Origin of the sequence: Nostoc sp. JL33, from assembly GCF_017114985.1 — a bacterium.
Classification (GTDB): Bacteria; Cyanobacteriota; Cyanobacteriia; order Cyanobacteriales; family Nostocaceae; genus Nostoc.
Window position 1 is genome coordinate 151568 of the sequence record NZ_JABXKP010000074.1, and the last position, 18516, is coordinate 170083.

18 protein-coding genes are annotated in these 18516 nt (G+C 42.1%); 7 read left to right on the forward strand and 11 right to left on the reverse strand.

The annotated features are described in order from the left end of the window. Positions 1–143: 143 nt before the first annotated feature. Together HWQ23_RS21280 and HWQ23_RS21285 are read right to left on the reverse strand one after the other, a co-directional pair. Positions 144–1589, reverse strand: coding sequence for a DUF4335 domain-containing protein (locus HWQ23_RS21280; protein ID WP_292832367.1), 1446 nt, complete (start codon positions 1587–1589; stop codon positions 144–146). Further along, positions 1586–2212, reverse strand: a complete 627-nt coding sequence (locus HWQ23_RS21285) for a DUF3038 domain-containing protein (RefSeq protein ID WP_292832370.1) — start codon at positions 2210–2212, stop codon at positions 1586–1588. Before HWQ23_RS21285 ends, HWQ23_RS21280 begins: the two co-directional genes overlap by 4 nt. A 442-nt stretch (positions 2213–2654) precedes the next feature. Between HWQ23_RS21285 and HWQ23_RS21290 the strand changes: the two genes are divergently transcribed. The 3 genes from HWQ23_RS21290 to HWQ23_RS21300 all read left to right on the forward strand — a co-directional run bounded on the left by HWQ23_RS21290 (position 2655) and on the right by HWQ23_RS21300 (position 4619). Further along, on the forward strand, positions 2655–3173 hold the full coding sequence (locus tag HWQ23_RS21290; protein ID WP_292832373.1) for an adenine phosphoribosyltransferase: 519 nt from the start codon (positions 2655–2657) through the stop codon (positions 3171–3173). Between the two features lie 32 nt (positions 3174–3205). Next, positions 3206–4252, forward strand: coding sequence for an ABC transporter permease (locus HWQ23_RS21295; protein WP_292832377.1), 1047 nt, complete (start codon positions 3206–3208; stop codon positions 4250–4252). An 85-nt stretch (positions 4253–4337) separates the two neighbouring features. Continuing rightward, positions 4338–4619 (forward strand): hypothetical protein, encoded by a 282-nt coding sequence (locus tag HWQ23_RS21300; protein ID WP_292832379.1) that lies wholly within the window; start codon positions 4338–4340, stop codon positions 4617–4619. 80 nt (positions 4620–4699) lie between these two features. Here the strand turns inward: HWQ23_RS21300 and HWQ23_RS21305 are convergent, their stop codons facing one another. From HWQ23_RS21305 to purF, 5 genes are all read right to left on the reverse strand, one after another. Further along, complete coding sequence (locus HWQ23_RS21305; protein WP_292832382.1) at positions 4700–5188, reverse strand: pentapeptide repeat-containing protein; 489 nt, start codon at positions 5186–5188, stop codon at positions 4700–4702. 167 nt (positions 5189–5355) lie between these two features. Continuing rightward, complete coding sequence (locus HWQ23_RS21310; RefSeq protein WP_292832385.1) at positions 5356–6978, reverse strand: sensor histidine kinase; 1623 nt, start codon at positions 6976–6978, stop codon at positions 5356–5358. A 42-nt stretch (positions 6979–7020) separates the two neighbouring features. Next, on the reverse strand, positions 7021–7527 hold the full coding sequence (locus HWQ23_RS21315; RefSeq protein WP_292832388.1) for a hypothetical protein: 507 nt from the start codon (positions 7525–7527) through the stop codon (positions 7021–7023). Between the two features lie 887 nt (positions 7528–8414). After that, the gene (locus tag HWQ23_RS21320; protein ID WP_292832391.1) at positions 8415–8981 is read right to left on the reverse strand and encodes a Uma2 family endonuclease; all 567 of its coding nucleotides are present in this window, start codon (positions 8979–8981) and stop codon (positions 8415–8417) included. A gap of 251 nt (positions 8982–9232) precedes the next feature. After that, positions 9233–10732 (reverse strand): amidophosphoribosyltransferase, encoded by a 1500-nt coding sequence (gene purF, locus HWQ23_RS21325; protein WP_292832394.1) that lies wholly within the window; start codon positions 10730–10732, stop codon positions 9233–9235. A 100-nt stretch (positions 10733–10832) separates the two neighbouring features. Here purF and HWQ23_RS21330 point away from each other — a divergent pair, with 100 nt between their 5' ends. Beyond that, positions 10833–11102, forward strand: a complete 270-nt coding sequence (locus tag HWQ23_RS21330; RefSeq protein ID WP_292832397.1) for a hypothetical protein — start codon at positions 10833–10835, stop codon at positions 11100–11102. A 168-nt stretch (positions 11103–11270) separates the two neighbouring features. Here HWQ23_RS21330 and purL read toward each other — a convergent pair whose 3' ends face one another. From purL to HWQ23_RS21345, 3 genes are read right to left on the reverse strand one after another with little or no spacing between them, the layout of a single operon-like run. After that, positions 11271–13643, reverse strand: a complete 2373-nt coding sequence (gene purL / locus HWQ23_RS21335) for a phosphoribosylformylglycinamidine synthase subunit PurL (protein ID WP_292832400.1) — start codon at positions 13641–13643, stop codon at positions 11271–11273. Between the two features lie 42 nt (positions 13644–13685). Beyond that, positions 13686–14078, reverse strand: coding sequence for a type II toxin-antitoxin system death-on-curing family toxin (locus HWQ23_RS21340; protein ID WP_292832403.1), 393 nt, complete (start codon positions 14076–14078; stop codon positions 13686–13688). Beyond that, positions 14065–14379 (reverse strand): hypothetical protein, encoded by a 315-nt coding sequence (locus HWQ23_RS21345; RefSeq protein WP_292832406.1) that lies wholly within the window; start codon positions 14377–14379, stop codon positions 14065–14067. The genes HWQ23_RS21340 and HWQ23_RS21345 overlap by 14 nt, the downstream gene beginning before the upstream one ends. Before the next feature lie 158 nt (positions 14380–14537). Here HWQ23_RS21345 and HWQ23_RS21350 point away from each other — a divergent pair, with 158 nt between their 5' ends. Continuing rightward, the gene (locus HWQ23_RS21350) at positions 14538–14861 is read left to right on the forward strand and encodes a hypothetical protein (protein WP_292832408.1); all 324 of its coding nucleotides are present in this window, start codon (positions 14538–14540) and stop codon (positions 14859–14861) included. A gap of 576 nt (positions 14862–15437) precedes the next feature. Here the strand turns inward: HWQ23_RS21350 and HWQ23_RS21355 are convergent. Beyond that, entirely contained in the window at positions 15438–15923 is a 486-nt protein-coding gene (locus HWQ23_RS21355; RefSeq protein ID WP_292832411.1) for an allophycocyanin subunit alpha-B, read from the reverse strand. A 215-nt stretch (positions 15924–16138) separates the two neighbouring features. Here HWQ23_RS21355 and rlmD point away from each other — a divergent pair, with 215 nt between their 5' ends. Together rlmD and HWQ23_RS21365 are read left to right on the forward strand one after the other, a co-directional pair. After that, on the forward strand, positions 16139–17545 hold the full coding sequence (rlmD, locus tag HWQ23_RS21360) for a 23S rRNA (uracil(1939)-C(5))-methyltransferase RlmD (protein ID WP_292832414.1): 1407 nt from the start codon (positions 16139–16141) through the stop codon (positions 17543–17545). A 390-nt stretch (positions 17546–17935) separates the two neighbouring features. Then, complete coding sequence (locus HWQ23_RS21365; RefSeq protein WP_292832417.1) at positions 17936–18385, forward strand: ATP-binding protein; 450 nt, start codon at positions 17936–17938, stop codon at positions 18383–18385. Positions 18386–18516 lie beyond the last annotated feature (131 nt).

Consider the following 18516-nt stretch of genomic DNA (forward strand, 5'->3'; position numbering starts at 1 on the left):
ATTCATAATTCATAATTATGTAATAGAAAAGGGATTTCAACCGTTCGACTGAGCGCTCATGCGAAGCCCCAACTAAAACATAACTGCTTGTAAAAGCAACCGAATCAAACCCTTTTTAATTATGAATTATGAATTAATAATTATCAATTAGGCTGATATCCCTGCCAAGGAGTGACTTCCAGCGTGCCGCTAGGCTTGAATATCACTTGGAAATGGGCGAGAGGTTCTTTATTGTTGGGAGCTGCTACATTGGAACCATAGATAGCGTTGAACATTTTCGGAAGGGGTGTTTCCCGAAAATAGTCAAAGGCGACTTGGTTGAGTGGTTCATAATCAGCAATTACACCACCTTTGTTAACCGCTACGCGATATTTTAAATCTCGCGTAAAGGTGGGGGTGCCACTCCAAGTTTGGCGAACTGAATTATAAAGCTTTTGGTTTAAACCTTTGACTATATTAGAGTCAGTAATTGTTGCGCCAAGTACCTTTGGTGTACTAGCATATCCTCGCCAAGGGCTAACTTCTAGTACTCCTTTTGTATTAAACACTACTCTAAATTGGGCGATTGGTTCATTGGAAATGGGAGTGCGGTTAGCAGGATTGTAAAGTACGTTAGGCAGAGGAGTTTGCCCCACTCTTAGATTCGCCTCTTTATTCAACGCTTTGTAACCAACGATCGCCCCATCCGCAGCTACACCCAGCCGATAAATTAAATCCTCGTTCAATCCTGAGCGATTAGTCCAAGCTGGATGAATTTGGTTGTACACTTGGCGATTCAATGCACGTAACTGGGATGGATCAGTAATTTCCGAAACTGTATTTAAAAGTGCTTCTAAATCTTTAACTGGCGGCTTGGCATTAGCTGTGGTTGTTGGTGTTGATGTGGGGGTTGCAGCAGTGACGGGAGTTGCAGCAGCTGATACTAGAGGAGTGATGCTTTTTGTTGTAGAGCTAGTTTGGTCATCTGGTTGAGGCTGCGGTGGACGCATTTGAGGAGGTGGAATCAAGTTAAAAGCGATCGCTGCTACTGCTAAACTTGATACTCCCACAGCCGCAGGAACTGCTTGCCTGATCAAAGCCTGACTAGCACCGCCATAGCGTCTGGTAACTGGTTGTAGTTCTAAGGAAAGTTCTGGTAAAGTTTGGCTATCAGCAAAAAACTGATCCACTGCTTCCACTAAATCAAACAACTGCACCGTATTCAAATCTATTTCAATAGGCGGACGTTTGGAATTGTTAGAGTGGGACTCGAACCCGTCTGGAGCACCTTCTGAATGTATAATTAGCCTGTGTCGGTTGCTGTCAACTTTCTGAAACTCTACTAGTTCCGATTCCTGGTTGTGTGCTTGCGGATTGGGTACACTACTTAAAAATTCTTGGGCATAGCCACTAACAGCCCTCACCAAACTTTCAAAAAACTCCCGCCCTCCGGTTAGGGGTTGATTGTAACCAGATAAATAGCATTCTGCATTTACCAATATTGATAATTCCGGGCGCATTTCCTGGAACTGTGCAGCCCTAGTGACATCACTTAACCCTTCTAAAAGCAGTGTACAATTAGGTAGACTGTACTTACGTTGAATATTCATTCCACTTCCCCGTCAAATAAACTAATCCAGAACCTCTGCATTCCAGCTGTACCCGTACAAAATAGTAATTGTCCTAACAAATTTATCGCTAGCTCATCTAATTTTTCATCAGAACTTAATGCTAGTAAACCAGAACGGCGAGCATTCATCCGGCTCTTGAAATGCGCTCTAAACCGCTCTAGGTAATTAGATAGGCGCAAATTCTGTTCTAATGGAATCTGTTTTTCTTCCATTTGTTGACATATCATTAGTAACTGGCGGATGACAACAGTTAAACGCCGCGCCATGTAGCAAGCAATGACCACCAGAGCTTTTGCTTCCATAATAGTTAAGGGACGGCGCATGTGCGCTCTTCGTAGCGGGTTAGAGCTACGCATCCGCCATAAATTCACTCTGTCTTTAACAATTCCTTTAAGATCCAACTCTTGAGCAAAAGCCAGGATTGCTTCCGAACCACCAAGCTCTAAAGCTTCAATTGCCAGTAAAATCAGATCAATTTGCAACCGCGTTCTTCGAGGACAGGTTTTGGAAGCGATCGCCGGATCTGGTAAAGTGTCCAGAACCATCGGCAGTGATTCTTGGGTTGGACTGTTGAACGGCGTTAAACTTGCTGAGACATTCATTCTATAAATACCTTGTGCGGTTCCAACAGACTAGATAAAACAAATTTAAGATCGGTAGCCAAGACTTGAACATTAGACTTGTAGCACTAGTATGACTACCTGATATATACATTAGTTAACTCTTTCTACTCAAAAGTTTCCCTATATTGAAATTAAAGTTTTAAAACATCAGTTAATTCACCTCATTTATTAGTGCAATACCTTTTCTAGCTTGGTTTAGATTCTAATTATCGTCAATGAAGGGCGAAGCTTCAGCCTCGACTCCCAGCGTATGACATTATAGTGTACGATTTTTCAGGTATCTGAAATTGAACATTGGGTGTTGGACATTGGGCATTGGGCACAGTTATAAATTTAAATTAATAACTCCTCACTCTTCACTCCTAACTTTCCCTACTCCCTACTCCCTACTCCCTACTCCCTACTCACCATCCACTTTTTTATGGATTTGAAGTCTCTCGTTCGTGACATCCTAGATTTCCCCAAACCCGGAATTTTATTTCGGGATATTACTACGCTGCTGCGCGATCCAGAGGGACTGCGCTACACTATTGACTTTTTAACACAAAAATGCAATCAAGCTGGGATAACGGCAGATTATGTCATCGGTATAGAGTCGAGGGGATTCATTTTTGGCTCACCTCTGGCTTATAAATTAGGAGTTGGTTTTATTCCCGTCCGCAAAAGTGGGAAGTTACCAGCAGCCGTTCACTCAATTGAGTATGAACTAGAATATGGTACAGACTGCCTGGAAGTGCATCAAGACGCTTTACCCAAAGGTAGCCGAGTTTTGATTGTGGACGATTTGATTGCCACGGGTGGAACTGCGAGCGCAACAGCAAAGTTGGTACAGAAGATTGGCTGCGAACTAGTAGGGTTTGGGTTTATTATCGAGCTACGGGATTTACAAGGACGTAAATATCTGCCGGACGTGCCGATTATCTCTCTAATTGAATATTAGTCATGGGTGATTAGACAAAGGACAAAAGACAAATGACATCTACGAGAATTTCCTTGGAGACAGGTCGGGATTGGCTAATCAGGCTAGTCACGAGCGAAACTTTTGTTTATGTCGCAAAGCGGCTATTCCAGGCACTACTGACTTTGTTTTTGGCGGCAGCGTTGTCGTTTTTCATTATTCAACTCGCTCCTGGGGATTATGTAGATACGCTGCGGCAAAACCCGAAGATATCTCCAGAAAGAATTGAGGAAATCAAGCGGCAGTTTGGTCTGGATAAGTCTTGGCCAGAGCAATTTTGGCTGTGGCTATGGCGAATCTTGACAAAAGGGGATTTTGGTACGAGTTTTATTTATCAACGTTCAGTGGCATCGCTGTTGTGGGAACGGGTACCAGCGACTTTGCTATTAGCGATCGCATCTTTAATTGTCACATGGGCGATCGCCATCCCTCTAGGAATCTTTGCTGCTGTTAACCAAAATAAGCTAGCAGACCGGATTTTACAAGTGATTAGCTACGCCGGACAAGGCTTTCCCAGTTTCATCACTGCCTTAGCGCTGCTGGTTTTAGCCCAACTCACCTCGCCCTTATTCCCAGTCGGTAGCATGACTAGCATCAATCACTCGGAACTGTCGTGGTTTGGCAGAATCCTTGATATCGGCTGGCACATGATTTTACCAACGATCGCCCTCTCAATTACAAGTTTTGCTGGTTTACAACGGATCACTCGCGGCGAATTATTAGATGTGCTGCGTCAAGATTACATCCAAACGGCTCGTGCCAAAGGACTGCCAGAAAACCGCGTCATCTACGTTCATGCACTCCGCAATGCCATAAATCCCTTAATTACCTTATTGGGTTTTGAATTAGCTGGTTTATTAAACGGTGCCTTCATTGCGGAATTTTTCTTCAACTGGCCCGGTTTAGGGAGGTTGACTTTACAGGCTTTACAAGCTCAAGATTTATATTTGTTAATGGCAAGCTTGGTAATGGGCGCAGTGCTGCTGATTGCTGGTAATTTAATCGCCGATTTAATGTTAAAAGCCGCCGATCCACGCATTCGCCTAGAAAATCTCAATTAGTCATTTGTCATTTGTCATTTGTCATTGGTTTAACCCCATCTCCCTCATCTCCCTCATCTCCCCCATCTCCCTCATCCTCATCTCCATGCTGTCCGAAGTCTATTACTTAGTGCGCTCAAAAACTGACGGTAATTATCTCATCGCTCGTCCTGACACCGAAACATCAGGTTATTTATTGCTGTTTCAGGAAAACTTTGATGCCCTTAGCTATCTCAACACCCATGCGGCAGAAGTGGCAAATCGCTTTACTGTAGAATCTATTGCGCGTACACAGTTGGGAAACTTGCTCAAACGCTGGGGTTTTAGCGGTGTGGGTATTGTGACTGACCCCTTATTGCCCAAAGTTGAGTTTTTACAGCACAGTTAAGCTGTACTTTCTATTTGTTAATTGGATATCCATCATAAATGTTGGGTTTCCTTGCTCAACTAGCGAGGGGAGCGATCGCATTAATTATTTCTAATACTTCCATCCCACATGATGGTGTGATAAAGAATAGCATCATTGACATGACCATCAGTACTACCCGTCAAGTTTGCATAGCTGAGGTTAGCCCCATCAAAAATAGCAGCCTCCAACTTGGCGTAGGAGAGATCAGCCCCAATCAACAGAGCGTTCTCCAGAGAGGCGCTATACAGGTCAGCCCTATTTAGGTCAGCACCACTGAGATTAGCCCCACTCAGATCCGCACTCAGATGACTATCACTGAGATTAGCCTGTCTGAGATCAGTATTAATCATTTCAGTAGCCTCGAAGTGAGTACCTACCAAACAAGCCCCACAGAGGTTGGCATCCATTAGGTTTGCACCATCCAAGTAAGCTCTACTCAGATTAATACCCCGCAAGTCGGTTCTACTCAAGTTAGCGTTACTCAAATCAACTCTAGTAAAATCTCTATCTCCAGCAGCATAACGCCTGAGCAATTCCTCAGCATCCATACCTCAATTCCGCATTCATTCATTAATTAATATATTCTAAAGATAGCGTCCTTTTCGTCAGAGTCATGTTTTCTCTGAGAAGGAAAATCGGAAGATGCTACTGAAAAGCGATCGCGTGCTAATTTGTTAGGTAAATAATTGTGCGATCGCACAGTTAAATTTATGGATTAGTGTGGACTCAAAGCAGCTTGTCTCTGTTTGATAGGAATCTCAATCATAAATTCTGTCCCCTTTTCAGGTGCAGAAACACACTTAATTTTTCCCTTATGCTTATCTACTACAATCTGGTAACTAATAGATAATCCTAAACCAGTACCTTTGCCTACAGGTTTCGTAGTAAAGAAGGGGTCAAACAATCTAGTCTTAATTTCCTCAGTTATTCCTGAACCATTATCTTTAATGCTGATAACTACGCACTCTTGATTTTTAACTTCAGTATGAATAGTAATAAAACTGGGGTGTTGTTTAATTTCTTCTTTTAAGCGCCCCATTTCCTGTTGACGTAAAGCATCAATAGCATTACTCAAGATATTCATGAAGACCTGATTTAATCCCCCTGCATAACATTCGACAAGAGGCAAATTATCATAGTCTTTGATAATTTTAATTTCTTGCTGTTCAGATTTTCCTTTGAGATGATGCTGCAAAATTAACAGTGTGCTATCAATTCCTTCATGAATATCAACAGGTTTCATTTCCGCTTCATCAAGACGGGAGAAGTTCCGTAAGGTTAGCACAATCTCGCGGATACGATCAGTACCAACTGCCATTGAGGATAAGATTTTCGGCAGATCATCAATAATAAACTCCAAATCTATCTGATGAATTAAAATACTTATTTCTGGGTTGTCATGAGGATATTGTTGCTGGTACAGATTCGTTAAAGCTAGTAATTGCTGAATATATTCTCTAACATACATTAAATTGCCATAAATGAAATTAACAGGGTTATTAATTTCATGAGCAACACCAGCAACTAGCTGACCCAGCGAGGACATCTTTTCAGTTTGGATTAGTTGTACTTGAGTATTTTGCAATTCTTGCAGTGTCTGTTCTAGTTGAATATTTTTCTGTTTTAATTTTTTCGTTCTCGTCGCGACTTGCATCTCCAAGATATAATTAGCTTCCTCTAAGGCGGCTTGAGCGATTTTTTTCGCTTTTAAATATTCTTGCAATAAATTCAATACCAAAAGCCATGCCGGAATAAGTATTATTAAACTTATGATAGATTCTAAAATTGCCCAAAATATTCTTTGACGATATTCAGCAACTGTCTGCTGTAACTGAAGTGAGATATTACGGTTTCTTTTAGCAACACCATCGGCATAAATGTGTTTATTAGTTTCATATTCGCGACTAGATAATAGGAGTTGGGCCGCTTGTTTTTGATTATTCTTGACTAAATCAAAAGATTGATACTCCATTCTGACCAACTGCTGATTTGCAGCATCAATTTTTTTGGTATCCTCATTTTCATATGTTTTAGGAGCCAGTTTAATAAGTTCTTTAATGATCACATCGAGTTGAGGTTCAAATTGCCGATACCGTTGTTCCCAAGTCAAATTACCTGTAACAGCATTCATGCGAGCCGACATTGTTAATACTTCATCAAAATAGATAATTTTATCACTTAGTTTTTGGAGTTGAAATTCATTTTTAGTAATCCTATTAAAATGATAATATGCTTGCCAATTAAGCCAAATTTGAGGAATAAATAAAAGTAACGTTAGTAGTACTGTTACAGTTACTATTTGAGATGGAAGAAATCTCAGTTTATAAGGCAGGTGCATTTTTATACTCTTGTTTTAGATATAATTAGAATCGGGCATCAACTAAATTTCAATATGTTGTATTAGTGGGATCTCATCAGCACTAATACCAAAATAATTTCTGAGATATTTTATAGTCTCATTGTGATAATTTTCAAAAATTACCTCATTTATTTGTTTGATTTTGATTTTTTTTCCATAAATAAAACCTAAGTCAAAATTTATTAAATCTAATTTAGAAAATTTATATGGATATGGATATATAAATCTAGCAAAAAACTTAAATATCAATAAATGTATTCTATTAGTATTTAAGTCGTTTCCCATAGTAAATCCAATTACAAAAGCTTCATCTTGAGGAGAAATTCCTTTACCTAAAAGTATGTGAATATAATCATGAGCGTGAAGGCTAATTTTACCAGGTAGCGCCAAGGGGCTATTAGGATTCTCTAGTAACCAAATGATAAAGGGAATCTTCGGATTATGTAACCTAAATACTGTTGAATATGCTTCTTTTAACTTAATATGATCTACATCTATTTGAAAAGTTGTATCTAAATCAAAAGCCATCTCTATACTCCCCAACGTTATTTAAAAAAGAATTAAACTTTATTAGTCTTGATGAGTTTGCTATTTATATTAATTTGCTTTTATTCTATAAATAGCAAAAGCATGGCAATTAGCGGCTACTGTTAGATTTAATAAAAACAGAAAAAATAGATTAATTACTGTCGGTTCGCCCATTTTTTAAGCGATTAGAAAAAAGACGGAACGGAAGAATAAGGATTATAGCGTTTGTCCCAAATTGCGATGTCTACGACGGGCTGTGACGCTCCTGCGTCGCTAACGCTACGCTATCGGTGACGCCAGTGGAGTCAATTAATCTTGGGTATTGGTTCACCACTCGCCACCATCCAAAAACCTGATTTCTCCCAAGCCCTTATTCTTAGGTTATTTACCAATTTTTCTAACTTCAAAACAATGGGTGAACCCCCAGTAATCAATTAGTATTTGCTTTTTCCTAATTTGTCTATATTTATCATGAAAAGTTATTCTTATTTTTATAAAAGAATGCTTAAAATTAGTTACAGTAAACTCTCAGTATTATCACTACTTAACGTTTATAAAATTTATAATTACGTTAAAAAGATGACAATTTAAATATTAAATATTAAATATAAATTTTGCAAATATAGCGTTAATGTTTGAATGTAGTAAGATTTTTTAAAAATTTAAGTAATATAGCAATCCGAATTGAAACCTGAGAAAATACGTAGACATAAAGTACGTATCTATAAGCATTTCAGCGATTTTCTTGCTCATGAATGATTTAGGATTGCTATATCTACATTTATTATGAAGATATATAGGACTCAGATTTGATTTTTTAAATACACGTAGGGGAGCCAGTACGTTGGACGGGTTCCCCGGCTTTAGATAGCTATAGACTAATTTGTTTAAGTAAATAATTGTGCGATCGCACAGTTAAAATCAGGCAATATCGGTGAACTCAATTCATCACCATTGAACAAAGTAGCAACTAACTTTAAACTTGCTTGTTCGCGTCGATAGACTTCCACCTGTTGCTTGTGCCAATCCACAATCCAATATTCTCTGACGCCTCTTGCTGAGTAAAGCTTTAATTTAAGTTCCCTGTCCCGCTTTTCATTTTCAATCCCAGCAGATAGCACCTCTACAACCAGTTCTGGCGCACCGATCAAATGCCCAGCCTCATCTAAAAGTAGGGACAATCTCTCATTGCTAGCCCAGACAACATCGGGAATCACATTATCATTATCCCCAAAAATTATGCCTGGAGCAGTCACAACTTCTCCCAAAGAAGTAGTCTGTGACCAATTATCCAAGGCAGTACAAATTCTGACACAGACTTTTTGATGATTCCAGTGAAGCGCTCTGGTCACAAACAATTCTCCGTCAATAATTTCATAGCGGTTCCCGTTATCTGGAAACAATTCTAAGTCGGCGGTAGTCCAGCGCACTCTCTCAGATATCGGCTGGTTCATAAATCATCTCTGTTAGAGTATTTACCTATTTTAGCCTGAGTGGAAATTGAAAATTAGTTAATAGTGAGGAGTGAGGAGTTAGGAGTTATTATTCACTCTCTGCTCCCCTCAGTCCTAAGTTCCTAGTACAGTAGGGCGTAAATAAGCCACCCATTTGTAATGTCTGAAACCCTTGCTAAAACGTAATTACGAATTACGTTAGCGTAGCGGGGCGTAGCCCATTACGAATTACGAATAGCGGTACTAGCCCTCTACACCACTACCTTTTCTAAGAGCAGCTTAGAACGCTTCACTTGCTGAGGAATTTCTACGGGATAATCTCCAGTGAAGCAGGCAGAACAGAAACTGTTGGTGTCTTCTCGTGTCGCTTCTAGCATTCCCTTCCAACTAAGATAGGCGAGGCTGTCTACTTCCAGTTGCTTGGCAATTTCCGCTACTGACTTGGTAGCAGCAATTAGCTGATCCTGAGAATCGGTATCGATGCCATAGAAGCAGGGATGAGTTACAGGCGGAGAAGAAATTCGCATATGTACTTCTACTGCACCAGCCTCACGTAAGGTTTTTACTAATTTACGGCTGGTAGTACCCCGCACAATCGAGTCGTCTACGATGATCACTCGTTTACCCGCCAGCACATCTTTGAGGGGGTTGAGTTTCATACGGAGACCTGACTCGCGCATGGCTTGGGTTGGTTGAATAAAAGTTCGCCCAACGTAGCGATTTTTAATCAGTCCTTCACCGTAGGATACACCAGACGCTTGGGAAAATCCGATCGCAGCAGGGATACCCGAATCAGGAACACCAAAGACAATATCGGCATCTACAAAAGATTCTTTAGCTAGTTGATGTCCTAACCGCATTCGGTAGCTGTACAAACTCTCGTTGTGCATGACGCTATCAGGGCGGGCAAAGTAAATCATCTCAAAGATACACAATTTCCGCTCGGACTTTTGACTCCAATGATAGGAAGCTAAACCTTCTTCAGTAATCCAAACTAATTCCCCTGGCTCTACGTCTCGCAGGTATTCGGCTCCAATGATGTCTAAACCACAAGTTTCGGAAGCCAAAACGTAACGGACTGGATTACCAGCCAAAGTCCCAATTACCAAGGGGCGAATCCCATTGGGGTCACGGACACCCATAACGCCAGTAGGAGTGCCAATGACTAAACTAAAGGCTCCTTGGCAACGGTGAAATGCCTGAATTGCACCTTCTAGCCAATCTGCACCAGCATTGATGGCTCCTGCGATCGCAAAAGCGATCATTTCTGAGTCTGTTGTCGTGACTAAGTTACATTTATTCTCAAGCAACTCTTGACGCAGTTGCACAGTATTGACTAAATTACCGTTATGCGCTAGAGCTAATGAACCTAAACGGGTTTCCAGTACTGCGGGTTGAGCATTAACTTTGCGGCTAGAACCTGTAGTGGAATAACGAGTGTGACCAACAGCAAGGCTACCAGGTAACTGATCCAAGATGGATTCATTGAAAACTTGAGACACCAAGCCCATATCTTTGTGAAGATGTACTTGTGTACCCTCAAAGGTGGCAATACCAGCTGATTCTTGACCCCGGTGCTGGAGGGCATACAATCCAAAGTAGGTCAGTTTAGCAACGTTTTCTCCTGGGGCGTAGATGCCAAAAACACCACAAGCTTCTTCTGGCTTGTCAGGCTGATTTTCATGACTATTGATTGGGTTGTTGATCTCGTCGGGGTATTCATCCGAAGTGACAGAATGAATGGAAATCATACTAGCTTTGCTCCTGGTAGGGGGTCAATCAATTTTGGATTTTAGATTGACGATTTTGGATTGATCGCACCATAGTAGGGATGCAGCTTGGGATTTGAGAGTGGCTATTTTAGATTTGTTTCGCTTACTAGGAGCAAGACATGAACCACAAGCAACGCCCCCAATCCCTCCGGGTTCGGTAGTTGCTCATGAGGGAAACCCCCTTCTCTACGAGACGCTCCGCGTTCGCGGAGCGTTCCGTTGGCGCAGCCTCTCGCAGAGAAGGAAAGGCGCTAGCCACGCGCGTGAGGGAGAAGACCGCACTACCTCACCAAAATCTAAAATTCAAAATCTAAAATCGGTACTCAAGTCACTGGGATTATCTCTATAGATAGTTGTAGCTTTCTTAATAAATCTTTAACCATCTATTAAAACAGTACCGTAATTATGAGCAGGGACGCTAATAAAAGAGTTAGGAGTTAGGAGTTAGGAGTTAGGAGTTAGGAGTTAGGAGTTATGCTTTTTATTCCTAACTCGTCACTTTCAACTCCTAACTTCTTTAACTGGGGGTAGTGGTGGGGATGGCGAGACGCCTGGCGATCGCGTGGGAATAGCGATCGCTCATATCTTCGATACTAACTTTGATTAAGGTTTGGTTATTAGTGGTGAAAACCCCCAAACCCGTCTCAAAATTCCCAACCGTACCTAGTTTTTGCCACTCTTGACCGAGATGTTCCTTTAAATATGATTCCCAAATTTCTTGTTGTGCTGATGCTACAGAAACTAAAATTCTGGCACCACCTTCGGCAAACAGCACCTGATCGAGGCGATTTGACTGCGTTGATGCTATTTCTAAATTGATTTCGGCACCAAGGTTGCCAGCAATACAACATTCGGCGATTGCGATCGCCACTCCTCCCTCAGCACTATCATGGGCTGAACGTACCCAACCATTACGAATTCCTTCACGACAAACTTTCTGGACGCGGCGTTCCAAGTCAAAGTTTACTCGTGGCGGTTTTCCGGCAACAGTACCGTGGATAGTGGCTAAATACTCCGATGCTCCCAAACTGATTTTGGATGCCAGAGGCAATCCGAGAAGATAAATCACATCGCCGGATGCTTGCCAACCTTGACCACAAATTTTGCTTATATCAGGAATCAAGCCCACCATACCCACAACAGGAGTGGGATAGATTGGTTGTGGGATTCCTTCAGAATCGAGGGTTTCATTGTACAAAGAGACATTTCCGCCTGTGACTGGTGTCGCCAATTCTCGACAAGCTTCTGCCAAACCACGACAAGCTTCTGCCAATTGCCAGTAACCAATTGGTTTTTCTGGAGAGCCAAAATTTAGGTTATCCGTTACCGCCAGAGGTTCTGCACCCACACAGCTAAGATTACGTGCAGCTTCTGCCACCACTGCCTTAGCTCCTTCGTAGGGGTCAAGATAAACATAACGAGGATTGCAATCTACCGTTGCCGCCACTCCTGATTTTGGATTTTGGATTTGGGATTTTAGATTGGGGATTTGTTCTAGGGGGCGCAAACGGATAACAGCTGCATCTGCACCACCAGGGAGTATTACTGTATTATTTTGTACTTGATGGTCATACTGACGATATACCCAATTTTTAGAAGCGATCGTGGGTGTATCGAGCAAAGTTAACAGAATATCATTCCAACTTTGCAGCCCTGCTTGGAGTTCTATTCCAACAGTTGGGCAATCAGGTAAGGAATCAGGAGTCCATTCCCAAGCTTTACGCGCATATTCTGGCGGTTCTGTCAATAACTCCCGATGATAAAGTGGGGTATTCTCCGCCAAAGCTTCAGCCGGAATTTCTGCTGCTACTTCACCCTGGAAGAGAATCCGCACGATAGGTTCAGCGATGACTGTACCGGCGACAACGGCTTGAAGCCCCCAACGGTGGAAAATGTCGATTAATTCCTGCTCACGTCCCTTGTGGGCAACGAACAGCATTCGTTCTTGAGATTCCGAAAGCAGATATTCATAGGGAACCATTCCTGTTTCTCTGACGGGAATCTTATCTAAATCTAGTTCAATTCCCACACCGCCTTTTGCCGCCATCTCTGAAGTAGAACAGGTGATCCCCGCCGCTCCCATATCTTGGGCGGCGACAACTGCACCTGTCTTAAACGCCTCCAAACAAGCTTCAATTAACGACTTTTCCAAAAATGGATCGCCCACTTGTACAGCAGGACGGTTGTCTATTGACTGTGAACTCAATTCGGCACTGGCAAAACTCGCGCCTCCCATGCCATCGCGCCCGGTGGTGGAACCAACATAAAGCACGGGGTTGCCTAAGCCAGATGCTCCAGATTTGACGATTTCTGCTGTTTCCATCAACCCTAGTGCCATAACGTTCACCAGAGGATTACCAGAGTAAGCAGAGTCAAAGTAAACTTCGCCGCCCACTGTGGGTACTCCAACACAATTACCATAATGTGAAATTCCCGCCACTACGCCTTGGAACAGCCTTTGAGTTTTGGGATCTTCTAGGGAACCGAAGCGCAGGGAATTTAATAGAGCAATGGGACGCGCACCCATTGTAAAGATATCTCTGAGAATGCCTCCTACTCCCGTTGCGGCTCCCTGAAATGGTTCGACTGCTGAGGGGTGGTTGTGGGATTCAATCTTAAAGGCTAGTTGGAGTCCGTCGCCCAAATCTACAACACCAGCATTTTCACCAGGCCCCACGAGGATGCGATCGCCTGTCGTGGGAAACTGTTTTAATAGCGGTCGTGAATTTTTGTAACAGCAATGCTCTGACCACATCACCCCAAACATTCCCAGTTCAGCTTTATTGGGATGACGCCCTAACCTACGGACAATTTCTTCATATTCTTCTGGCTTTAAACCTTCTGCGGCGATTTCTTCGGCAGAAAAGGCTGGTTTTGAGGTTGCAGTCATGGAAGTAATGCACTCTGGGGGACAGAGCATTATTCTATCGATTTACTTGGCTTGTAGATGCAGTTCCAGAAATGCAGATAATTCTTCTTTGGATATTTCTTTCTGGACTACTTGAATCACCAAGTTGTAAGCTTGCTCTGACGATAAGTTCAAACTGTAGGCGTTTAAGGTTATGAAGGTATCCATAACCGCAAATGCAGTGCGCTTGTTACCATCAATAAACGGATGATTCATCGCTAAATGGTACAGGTACGCTGCTGCTTGCTCGTGAATTGTTGGATGGAGAAGTTCACCGCCAAAAGTAGCTTGAGGTTGTGCGAGGGCTGAATCTAGCAAACCTTCGTCTCTGACACCAGATGTTCCACCAAAGCTGTTTATCTCATCTTGGTGAATATCTAAGACTTGAGAAATAGAAATAAATCTAGGAGTCTGCAAGGCGACGGTAAACCTCCTGCCATTTCTGTTTAGAAGCTAAGTAAGCCTGCCATACTTCTTCATCTGAGGCAATCTGATTTGAGGCAGTATTTTCTAATTTGTTTTCATTTTGTTCAATTTCGCGGAAAGATTCGGCAAAATCAGGAATATTTAATAATAGTTTTTCAGTAGCTTCGCTTTCTTCTGTTTTTTGTAAATAAGCAATAATTGCAACTGCTACTCGCAACTTCTCAGGAGGAAGTTGACGCAAACGGCTTTCTGCTTCTGATAAATAACTGCTGTGCTTTTGTTCTGTTGCCATCGTTACCCCAAGCTAGGTTTGTTGCAAGACGTTGTGAATCAGTTCTGCTGCTAACTCTAGCTTATCGTGCAATTGTGATTTACTCAATGAAGGCAACTGCAAACCCAACTAGCCCTTGGGGGCTTTTTTATTACAGTTTAACTCTTGAAGAGGTTTCTATGAAAACAATAATTCATCCTATTAAATACCGAATTATCGAACGTAAAATTACTCCAGAAAAATCTTACTGGCATTTTATTAAAGGTAAAACCTTTTATAATCCACTAAATCTGCCAAGTGAAGGCGATATAGAATTTATGTTCGGTACAACTAAAAAGAAAGTTGTTATTGAACTGTTTCGCATCAATGGCGGGAAGGTAGGATACTATTTGGTAGATTTACGAGAGAAGCAATACTATTACTGTGGTCAGAAATGGGAAGATGTTAAAGCCAAATTACGGGAATTAGGCATTGGCACAAATGAACCGAATTATCACTCTTGAATGAAAAGTTTTTGTAGAAGCGTAGCCGCCGCAGGCATCGCCCATCCATTGCGTAGCTCTGTTGGTGAATGACGTTAAAAGTATTTTGGGATGCTAATTAATTTGTGTTGTAAAGCGCGATGTTTAAAGATAAGTCAACTAAGTAATTTAACTGCAACTTCTGGCACTATGGCTTGCGGAGATGTACTGAAACTTAGAGATGATTTGAGTATATGCAGTTTAGCTGTAACAATCAAGTGACGAGAATCACATTTATGTATGATTAGGATCGTCTCCCTGCGATCGCTAACTAGGCATAATTAATGACAACTGAACTCTAGCCGAGTCATTAATAGGGAACACACTTAATTGCCGACAGCCTTAATCAAGGACTGTCGGTTTTTTGTATGTATATGCCCAATGCCCATAAAATTTCCCCACAACTGGTTGATAACTTGACAGAGATTTTGCCAGAGTCACTACCAAATGTGGGGAAGGTATGATCAAATTGGGGATCTTATGCCTATCAAGCGCTAATATCTTGCACTCACTCTAGTAGACCGGAAGTATACTCCTAGAAACAGCACAAACTTTGTATTAAGACATCGCTTGAATGATGTAATCAAAGTAGGGCGCTGCTTCAGCAGAGTCTTCCGCACTCAGTAAGCCAAGGGAGGCTGTTTTGAGGGAATTGATCGCTTCTACCATTCCAGGGACAGGAACGCCCAATGAATTGTACATTTCCCGCACACCAATCAAACCGATTTTTTCAATTGGCTCTTTGTCGCCGGCAAGTACACCATAGGTAATTAGGCGTAAGTACCAGCCAAAATCGCGGATACATAGAGAGCGCTGGCGTTCTCCGTAAGCATTACCTCCGGGGGAGATAAAGTCAGGACGCTTCTGCCAAAGTTGTTTGGTTGCTTCCTGAACGATCTTTTTTTCGTTTTCGGCTAAGGTAGCCGCAATCCGCGTCCGTTGTACGCCGGTTTGCAAAAAGTCTTTGATATTTTTAAGTTCGCCACTGCTGGGATAACGCAGTTCGTCGTCGGCTTTGAGAATAACTTGGCTAATTACAGTCATGATGATTGAAATCACCTGAAATATTATCTGTTAGTTTAGCGAGTTGGAGGTACACAAGTGAAGAGATAGGAGCTACTTATGTATTGAACTGATCTGTTTGGGGGGAGTGGGGAGTGGGGAGTGGGGAGTGGGGGAATGGGGGAGATGAGGGAAATGGGGGAGAAATAACCAATGCCCCATGTGAACAATGACCAATGACCAATGACTAATGACCAATGACTAAAATAATTTGGCAACAGGGTGAATTAATTGAAGTTACGATCGCTAATCTGAGTGATACAGGCGATGGTGTGGGACGCGCTGATGAGCGTGTCGTGTTTGTCCCAGATACTGTACCAGGCGATCGCGCGATCGTCCGCTTAATACATGTTAAACCCAAATACGCCCACGGGAAGCTCCAGGAGCTATTAGAACCATCCCCCCACCGGATTAGACCTAGTTGTATTGTGGCGGATAAGTGTGGTGGTTGTCAGTGGCAGCATATTAGTTATGATTACCAGCTAGTAGCCAAGCAAAATCAAGTTATCCAAGCTTTGGAACGCATTGGCGGTTTTGTCCAACCACCAGTTGATTTAGTACTCGCCGCCTCTTCTGCTTTCGGCTACCGTAATAAATCTACATATCCTCTAGGCATATCGGCAACAGGACAGGTACAAGCTGGATATTACCAAAAAGGTAGTCACCAATTAATTAACTTAAATCAATGTCCAGTCCAAGACGCGCGATTAAATCCTTTACTAGCCGAAGTTAAGCAGGATATTCAACAACAGGGTTGGCAAATTTACGACGAACAGCGTCACCAAGGAAAAATTCGCCATCTTGGTTTACGCATTGGGCGACACACTGGGGAAATGTTGCTGACTTTGGTGGTGAAGGACTGGAATTTATCAGGAATTGAAACCCAAGCCCAGGAATGGTTAAAGCGTTATCCCCAGTTAGTAGGAGTGTCGCTCAATCGCAACGGCGATCGCACAAATGCTATCTTTGGATCAGAAACCCGTTGCATCGCTGGAGTCCCCCACCTGCGTGAAAATTTTGCTGGACTAGAATTTCAAGTGCGCCCAGATACATTTTTCCAAGTGTATACAGAAACAGCAGAGGCACTATTGCAAGTAATTCAATCAGAACTCAATCTTCAAGGGCATGAGTTGCTAGTTGATGCCTACTGTGGTATTGGGACTTTAACTTTACCCCTCGCCAAAAAAGTGCGTATTGCTACAGGATTAGAAGTGCAACCAGCAGCAGTAGACCAAGCGATTTTGAATGCCCACCGCAACGGAATTGATAATGTCACATTCCAAGTCGGGGCAGTAGAAAAATTGCTTCCCAAAATGGGCACAATACCAGAAGTAGTAATACTCGATCCGCCACGTAAGGGGTGCGATCGCACTGTCATTGAAACTTTACGGCAACTGAAACCATATAGAATCGTTTACGTCAGCTGTAAAGTAGCTACCCTCGCCCGCGACCTGAAATTACTTTGTGAAGATGGGCTATATACCATCACACGGGTACAACCTGCTGATTTTTTCCCTCAAACCGCTCATGTTGAAGCTGCCGCCTTTCTTGTGCTATCACATTTGGACAAGGGTAGTAATTCCTTGACAAAAACTGAAATTTGAAATTTTTAGTCTACTGCATACTAAAGATGCTAAAATTGAATTAAGCTGAAAATAGAAATTCATTTTGTTTAAAGAAATTCAAGTTGCATAGGCTCTTAAAAATGTGAAATTGGATTGTGTAAATTACAAATCGGCAATTAACTAGAGTATGCCAATACTCTCTTAAATTACTAGCATCTTTTGAAGTTGCTGACTTCATTATCAAACTTATTCCAGCCGCTATATATCTAAACAATCCCAACTCATACATGAAGTCAATGCTCCCTAGCATTTTCAAAATTTAGTTTTAAAGACGCAAGTTTGAAGGCAGCATGACCACCTCAAGTTTTATCAGGGTGCCTGTAATAGCAAACTGATGTCTAGCTAACTGAAAGCTATGGGGTTTCTCTTGTGATTACAATTTCACTCCGTCCAGTTGGGCGTTATTGGGGCACTATTAGTTTTGCCTCAACCCTCTATCTTTGTCCAATATTAGATTTGCTGTTGGCAGAAATCCCAGCAAAGTTACAAGCAGAATTGCGGCTAGGACTTCAAGAAGCCCTAGTAAACGCCGCTAAACATGGCAATAATCTTGATCCCAGTAAAACAGTTCTAGTGCGTTTTTCCTTAATAGATAATCAATATTGGTGGATAATATCAGACCAGGGTAGCGGCTTTACTCCTTCATCGAGTAGTGATGAAGAGCCAACAGACTATCTCCCACCAGATGAATCAGAAAGTGGTCGTGGTTTATGTCTTCTCCATCAAATTTTTGATCAGGTAGAGTGGAACCGTAAAGGCACAGAATTGAGGCTTTGTAAACAAATGGAAAATCGCCGGGGACTATCTCTGCGGCGATAAAAGGGGAGTGGGGAAAGTTATTAGCTGATTGATTTTTTTACTCCCTACTCCCTACTCCCTACTCCCTACTCCCTAGTCCCTACTCCCTACTCCCTACTCCCTACTCCCTACTCCCTACTCCCTACTCCCTA

Excerpts from the sequence above, each read along its gene's own strand:
- HWQ23_RS21345 (WP_292832406.1), bottom strand. The coding sequence starts at position 14,379 with ATGGCAACAGAACAAAAGCACAGCAGTTATTTATCAGAAGCAGAAAGC.
- HWQ23_RS21285 (WP_292832370.1), bottom strand. The coding sequence starts at position 2,212 with ATGAATGTCTCAGCAAGTTTAACGCCGTTCAACAGTCCAACCCAAGAA.
- HWQ23_RS21280 (WP_292832367.1), bottom strand. The coding sequence starts at position 1,589 with ATGAATATTCAACGTAAGTACAGTCTACCTAATTGTACACTGCTTTTA.
- HWQ23_RS21290 (WP_292832373.1), top strand. The coding sequence starts at position 2,655 with ATGGATTTGAAGTCTCTCGTTCGTGACATCCTAGATTTCCCCAAACCC.
- rlmD (WP_292832414.1), top strand. The coding sequence starts at position 16,139 with ATGACTAAAATAATTTGGCAACAGGGTGAATTAATTGAAGTTACGATC.
- HWQ23_RS21315 (WP_292832388.1), bottom strand. The coding sequence starts at position 7,527 with ATGGCTTTTGATTTAGATACAACTTTTCAAATAGATGTAGATCATATT.
- HWQ23_RS21295 (WP_292832377.1), top strand. The coding sequence starts at position 3,206 with ATGACATCTACGAGAATTTCCTTGGAGACAGGTCGGGATTGGCTAATC.
- HWQ23_RS21355 (WP_292832411.1), bottom strand. The coding sequence starts at position 15,923 with ATGACTGTAATTAGCCAAGTTATTCTCAAAGCCGACGACGAACTGCGT.
- HWQ23_RS21300 (WP_292832379.1), top strand. The coding sequence starts at position 4,338 with ATGCTGTCCGAAGTCTATTACTTAGTGCGCTCAAAAACTGACGGTAAT.
- HWQ23_RS21350 (WP_292832408.1), top strand. The coding sequence starts at position 14,538 with ATGAAAACAATAATTCATCCTATTAAATACCGAATTATCGAACGTAAA.
- purL (WP_292832400.1), bottom strand. The coding sequence starts at position 13,643 with ATGACTGCAACCTCAAAACCAGCCTTTTCTGCCGAAGAAATCGCCGCA.
- HWQ23_RS21305 (WP_292832382.1), bottom strand. The coding sequence starts at position 5,188 with ATGGATGCTGAGGAATTGCTCAGGCGTTATGCTGCTGGAGATAGAGAT.
- HWQ23_RS21310 (WP_292832385.1), bottom strand. The coding sequence starts at position 6,978 with ATGCACCTGCCTTATAAACTGAGATTTCTTCCATCTCAAATAGTAACT.
- HWQ23_RS21320 (WP_292832391.1), bottom strand. The coding sequence starts at position 8,981 with ATGAACCAGCCGATATCTGAGAGAGTGCGCTGGACTACCGCCGACTTA.
- purF (WP_292832394.1), bottom strand. The coding sequence starts at position 10,732 with ATGATTTCCATTCATTCTGTCACTTCGGATGAATACCCCGACGAGATC.